Here is a 4,965-nt window from a genome sequence, read left to right on the forward strand (position 1 = left end):
GCAGCCGCAGCTCGCCGAGGTGACCCGGTTCATCCGGCGCCTCGGCCGCGCCTCGCCGGTCTCCGTGCCGGCTCCGGCGAGCGCTTCGGTGCCGCCGAGGGCCGTGACCGTGCTGGTGGAGCAGGACAGCGTCAGCTGGTACGGGGTCTGCGGCAGGGCGCCCAGGACGATGTGGGCGGAGACCGTCGCCTTGCCGGTGGCTGCGGAGTTGCCCTCGGTGTTGAAGGGCAGCGGCTGTGTCCCGGTGCTCAGGCCGAACTCGATCCCGGAGACCAGGGCGTGGTCGGGGTGCTCGGCGAAGAGGCGCTCGAGCTCGGCCGCGGCCGTGCCGGAGCCCGTGGCGGCGGCCTTGAGGTCGGTGACCGCGCCGTTCTCCACGGTCAGCACGAGCGGGTAGTGCGAGAGGCCGGTCAGCTGATCGTAGATCTCGTGTCGGCGGTCGGCGCTCGCGCTGCGGGCCCGGACGACGGGCCAGCCCTTGACGGTGATCTGGCCGGAGAGCGCGATGCCGGTGAGGTCGGCGGCGAGCCGCAGCCGGCCGGTGGGTGCGGTGCGGACGGCGCCGGGCTGGAAGAGGCCGCCGTCGGTCCGCGACCAGGTCGGCCGGTCGTAGGTCAGCCGGGCGACGGAGCCGGTCAGCGCTTCCTCGATCTGCAGGCCGCCGGAGGCGGCGAGGGCCTCGGTGAGCTTGTCGGCGCGGGCCTGGACCTCGTCGGGGTCGACCTTCTCCAGGGCCGTCAGCACGGTGCCGGCCTGGTCGAGGGCGAGCGGGCCCTGCCCGGCGCGGACGACGGCGACCGTGCGGCCGGGGCCGATGTCGGCGGACGGAGCGGTCAGCAGGGCGTCGGCGGTGGCGATCACGAGGACGTCGCTGTTGTCCGGCACCTCGGTGCGCAGGATGTCGCCCAGGGTGCGGCCGGGGCCGGCGGTCACGGTGGCGCACTGCTCGTAACGGCTGCCGCCCTCAAGACGGAAGAAGTCGGCGAGCGCCTTTTCCAGGACCAGTACGAAGTGTGTACGGCCGACCGGATACTGGCGGTAGGCCTCGGGGCGGACAATAATCATCGCGACACCACTCCCAGATATGCGTGTTGCGTGTCGGCGAGGCGGGTCGAGTCAGCACCTCGACCCGCCTCGCACCAGGGCTGTTCAATTCAGCCCGTCACCCGGGTTCAGCCCAGCAGGGTCCCGAGGTAGTTGCTGTTCTTGCGCACCTTGATGGTCTTCTTCATGGGAACTCACCTCCCGCCAATGGCCATTGTTTTCGGATGGGCTGCGGGGCGATTAGCCCAGCAGGGTCCCCAGGTAGTTGCTGTTCTTACGGACCTTGATGGTCTTCTTCACGGGAACTCACCACCCTCCATTGGCTCGGATCCGGCCGGGTCACCGGGCGATTAGCCCAGCAGGGTCCCGAGGTAGTTGCTGTTCTTGCGCACCTTGATGGTCTTCTTCATGGGGAATCACCTCCCGTCCTCAGGGATTTCGCGCTCCCGCCGCGTCCGCGGCCGGCCGCTCAGGCGGCCGGTGCGATGCGGACGCTCGGGGCGCCGCCTTTGTTGCCGAGCACCACTTCACCGCTCTCGGTGTAGACGGTGGTGTCGGGCGAGATGATGTCGAGGTGGTACTGGGTGAAGGGGGTGAGCCCCAGTCCCCAGTGCAGGCAGCCCCGGTCGCCGCCGTAGACCTCGTTCATCGCGTGGTTGCCCCGGACGATGTCCAGGCTGGTGTTGAGGGCGTGACCGATCTCCCAGACCAGGGTGTAGCGGGAGTCGATCTCGAACATCGCCTCGAAGACCTCGGCGACCGGGGCGCCGGCGGGCCGGAACGGCCGGAGCGAGGTGATCGCTCCCTTGTGCACGTCGGCCACGACCGCCTCGTGCTCCAGCCCGGCCAGCTTGCCCTGCAGGCGGGCCTGGTCCTTGCGGAGGAAGGAGGGCGTTCCGTTGTGCAGGATGGGGAAGCCGCGGAACGCGATGCTGCCTTCGAGCGGGAGGTGCAGCGATTCGTCGAACTCGACGATCTGCATCGGCAGGACGCTGATCTCACCCGAGGGTACGATCTGCTGCTCGCCCCATTCAAGGGGGCCGGCCTGCTGATTCCAGACCAGGTCGTCGGCGAGGTGGTCCAGGACGGCGCGGGTGCCGTGCCGTTCGTCGACGTACACCAAGTGGTCGGTGGTTTCGGCGAGTTCGAAGAAGCGGTCGCTGAACTCCGCCTGCTCCTGGGCCGAGGTGCGCTCGATGACCCCGATGAAGTGGCGGATGATGCCCAGGTCCGTGGGCGTCGAGTTGCACGCCATGCCCATCAGCTTGCGGCGCGGGCCGAGCGCTTCCTCTGAAGGGGACTCGAAGAACCGGTAGGGCGAGATGACCAGCGAGTGGGAATTCTGCGGAACCGTTTCATCGGCGAGCATCTTCTCGAAGTCGTCGCCCGGCTTCAGAATGATCGTCCGGTACTCCGCATAGGGGGCATCCCTGACGATCTCGAATTCCTGCACCATCTCCTGATTGGTAATCAGGCAGAAGATGCTTCCCTCGGCCGGGCCGAACTGACTGAATCGCGCCGGGTTGATCTTGATTGCCATAATCGGCGATACCCCCAGGTGGCTGATTATCTGGACGCAAGAAAACAGCACCCGGCGAACCCTGCGCAATATGCCGAGGGGCAATGGCCGGAACATATGCCGGTTTGAGCTCGGAGACCGACCGTTTTGGGTGGCTGGTCACCCTTGCCCGGATCTATGGGCGTCTCGCGGCAGATAAATCTATGAGGGCCGGGGCCGGCGGTGCCCTCACCACAGGGAAACAGACCGTATGCCCGCTTCACCCCTCACCTCAACACCCCCGCACCCACCCGGAACCGGAGGGGACTTCCGGCCCCGGAGGCAAACCGGAATCCAGCGCCCGCGCGGTTCCGGCCATGATCCATGGGGCCCGGACCGCAGAACCGGCGGTCACAGGGCGGAACTTCTCGCTCCACCCCACTGTGATGTGAATCACTCCTGACACAGAATCAGGGATTCCGGGAAGAAAAATGCCGGGCGGTCACGCGCAGTCGGGGGTGTCTGCGCGGACCGCCCGGCTCGTGTGCCGCGCTGTCCTGTGAGCGTCAGGGCATTACGCGGCTGGCTTGGGGCGGGGGATGAACAGGCACGCGAGGGCCGCGGCGGCCGTGGCGGCCAGGATGAAGGCCCATCCGTGGTCGAAGGCCGTGACGGCGTCGTCCGCGCCCGAGGGCGCGCCGATGAAGGCCACCAGCAGGGCCACGCCCAGCACGGAGCCGACCTGACGGGCCATGGTGACCACGGCCGAACCCGTGGAGAAGCTCTGCGGCGGCAGCGCGGAGACGGCGGCGCCCACGAGGGTCGGGACGACCATGCCCACGCCGACGCCCGTGAGCAGCATGCCCGGGAGCAGGCCCGCGGCGTACTCGTGCGCGGTGTCGAGCCGGTAGATCCACCAGCCGATGCCGGCGCCGAAGAGCACGCAGCCGACCGCGGAGACCGCCGCGGAGCCGAACTTCTTGATGACGGGGCCCACGCCCATCGCGAAGGCGGGGACGAGGACGGGTCCGGGCGCGATGGCGAGGCCGGTCTTCAGCGGCGACCAGTGCCACACCTGCTGGCACCACAGCACCGCCGAGAGCAGCATCGCGCCGAACGACACGGCGAACAGGAGGTTCGCGAAGGTCGAGGGCCCGACGGCGGGGATCTTCAGCAGGCCCAGCGGGAGGATGGGCGAGGCGTGGCGCGAGGAGCTGTAGACGAAGGCGGCCAGCAGGAGGACGGCGACCAGGAGGGAGCCCAGCACCTTGCCCGAGGTCCAGCCCCAGTCCTCGCTCTTGACCAGGCCCAGGGCCAGGACCGCGATGCCCAGGGTGAGCAGGGCCGCGCCGAGGAGATCCAGCCGGGCGGCGGCCGGGCGGGCCGCGATGCGCGGCAGGACCTTGGCTCCGAGGAGGAGGGCGAAGACGCCGATCGGCAGGTTGACGAGGAAGACCCAGCGCCAGTCGAGCTGGGTGAGCAGGCCGCCGATCACGGGACCGAGGGCGGCGGCCAGACCGCTGATGGCCGTCCAGGCGCGGACCGCGGGGATCCTCTTCTCCGGCGGCGCGGCGGCCAGCAGCAGGCCCAGCGAGGAGGGGATGAGCATGGCCGCGCCGACGGCCTGCACCACGCGGGCCGCGACCAGCAGCCACACGCCCGGCGCGACGGCGCACAGCGCGGAGGCGACGGTGAAGACCGCGATGCCGAGCAGGTAGGCGTTCCGGGGGCTGGTGCGGTCGGCGAGGCTGCCGGCGGGGACGAGCAGCGCGGCGAAGATCACCGCGTAGGCGTTGAGGATCCACGACAGCGATGCCAGCGAGGACCCGGAGAACTGGGCGCCGATGTCGGGCAGGGCGACGTTGACGATGAACATGTCGAGGTTGGACATCGCAACCCCGGCTACAACGACGGCGAACACCGGGCCGAAGGCGGGCTTCGTCACGCTGCCCGCCTGTCCGGCGGCAGTCTGAGTCATCGCTCTCCTCGCTAGTGAGTTGGCTTTTCCAACTCACGTGAGCATACAGCGTCCCCCGGAGCGTGTCGGTGTGATGTAGGCGTCACGGCGCCCATACGGCAGTACGGCCGCACCGGGCCGAAAAGGGCCTGGTGCGGCCGTACTGACGGTGTGTCGGTTCCGGGCGGCGGGTGGAGGAAGGCGGGGCGGGGCCGGGCGGCGTCAGCCGGTGACGGCGTAGACGACCAGCCCCACCACGGTCACGAGCACGAGAGCGCCGAGCGGCGCCCCGCAGCCGCCGCCCAGCAGCCACAGCGGCAGCCGCCAGCGCGGGCCTCCCGCAGCGGCGCGGTGGTCCGCGACCAGGGTGAGGAGGGCGGCGGGGACGACGGCGGCCGTCGTCCCCGCCCACCACCACAGGCACGTCACCGGGTGCTCGGCGAGGGCGCCGGCGTGACCCGAGACG

General features: G+C 69.8%; 4 protein-coding genes. All 4 read right to left on the reverse strand.

The features are described 5' to 3' along the window. Positions 1 to 1,065: hypothetical protein (locus V7793_RS33220; RefSeq protein ID WP_336013424.1), on the reverse strand; the 1,065-nt coding region annotated here is incomplete at its 3' end. 448 nt (positions 1,066 to 1,513) lie between these two features. Next, the gene (locus V7793_RS33225) at positions 1,514 to 2,500 is read right to left on the reverse strand and encodes a hypothetical protein (protein WP_336013425.1); all 987 of its coding nucleotides are present in this window, start codon (positions 2,498 to 2,500) and stop codon (positions 1,514 to 1,516) included. Positions 2,501 to 3,116: 616 nt separating this feature from the next. Next, positions 3,117 to 4,520, reverse strand: a complete 1,404-nt coding sequence (locus V7793_RS33230) for an MFS transporter (RefSeq protein WP_336013426.1) — start codon at positions 4,518 to 4,520, stop codon at positions 3,117 to 3,119. Between the two features lie 201 nt (positions 4,521 to 4,721). Next, the coding region (locus V7793_RS33235) for a hypothetical protein (RefSeq protein ID WP_336013427.1) at positions 4,722 to 4,965 on the reverse strand (244 nt) is incomplete at its 5' end.

Source organism: Streptomyces sp. KLMMK, assembly GCF_036961605.1.
GTDB classification, from domain to species: domain Bacteria; phylum Actinomycetota; class Actinomycetes; order Streptomycetales; family Streptomycetaceae; genus Streptomyces; species Streptomyces telluris.